This is a genomic window from Thalassiella azotivora, assembly GCF_054781695.1.
Genome location: NZ_BAAGTX010000055.1, coordinates 1 through 1,326, shown reverse-complemented (window position 1 = coordinate 1,326; position 1,326 = coordinate 1). Strand labels below are relative to the sequence as shown.

At 73.4% G+C, this 1,326-nt stretch carries 1 protein-coding gene; it reads right to left on the bottom strand.

Annotated features, from left to right (window positions below):
* Window positions 1-1,086: HAMP domain-containing protein (locus ACYVQV_RS18970; RefSeq protein ID WP_461024874.1), on the bottom strand; the 1,086-nt coding region annotated here is incomplete at its 3' end.
* Between the last annotated feature and the right edge of the window lie 240 nt (window positions 1,087-1,326).

The window sequence follows — 1,326 nt, the reverse complement described above, 5'->3', positions numbered from 1 at the left end:
CGCCACCCGCGCCGCATCACCCGCAGACTGCGCGATCTCCCGGATCGAGGCACCCATCTGCTCCGACCCCGCAGCCACCGTCTGCACGTTGCGCGAGACCTCCTCGGCGGCCGCGGACACCACACCCGCCTGCACGCTCGTCTCCTCCGCCCCCGCAGCGATCTGCTCGGACGTGGCGGAGAGCTCCTCGGAGGCGGTCGCGGCGGCGGTGACGGAGCCGGCGACGGTCGCGATGGCGGCACGCACGGACTCCTGGGCCTCGGTCAGGGCCTGGGCCATCTGACCGACCTCGTCGCGGCTGCGGACCTCGGGGCGGGCGGTCAGGTCACCGGCGGCCATCGCCTCCAGCGCGGCCTTGACGGACTGCAGCGGCCGGATGATGGACCGGCCGATGAGCACGCCGAAGGCGACGGCGAGGGCGATGCCGGCGGCGGCCGCACCCATGAGGAGGGTGGCGGAGCCCGTCGCGGCCTCGGTGGCGGTCGCGACCTGCGCCTCGGCGGCCTCGTCGGCGTCCGCGGTGAGCTCGGCGAAGAGCTCGAGGGCCTCGTCGGTCAGCGGGCTGACGCGCTGCTCGTAGATGGTGCGCGACGTGGCCATGTCGCCCTCGGCGATGGCGGGCAGGTTGCCGCGCATCACGGCGTTGTCGTACTCGGCCATGACCTCCCGCAGGCGCTGGCCCTCCTCGCGCTGCTCCTCGGACAGGCCCTCCAGGTCGAGGAAGCGCTCCATCGCCGCGTCCGACTCGGCGCTCCACGCCTCCATGGCGGCGATCATGCGCTCGTGGTCGTCCGGACGGGACAGTGCGAACAGGGCGCCGAAGGCGCGCCGGTTCTGGAAGGCGGTCTGTGCGGTCCCCAGCTCCACCAGCCCCGTGACGCTCTGGTCGTGCGTGACCTGCAGGCCGTCGCGGACGTGGAACGTCGTCAGCACCCCGATGACCGTGGTGCCGGTCATCAGCGTGACCAGCACCCCCATCGCGACGAAGAGCTTCGCGCGGGTGCCGAGGTCGGCGAGCCGCGGGACGCGCCGCGCGGCCGGGCGTAACGGCGACTCCTGCTGCTGGGTGCTGCTCGTGGTGTCCATGGTCCTCGTCCGTGAGTGGTCCGTGAGTGGTCTGACCGTCTGCCGTCGTCCTGATCGGCAGGTCGTCGTGGTTCCGTAGCCCGCTGGGCCGACCGGTGGTCCCGGTCGGCCCAGCGGATGACGGCCCGGCGTGCTCGCGCCCGCTGGTGTCAGACGGTGAAGCGGGTGACCTGGGTGCGCAGGTCGGTGGCCATCGCGGCCAGCTCCTCGATCGCGGCCTGGGTCTGGGCGACCGCCTGC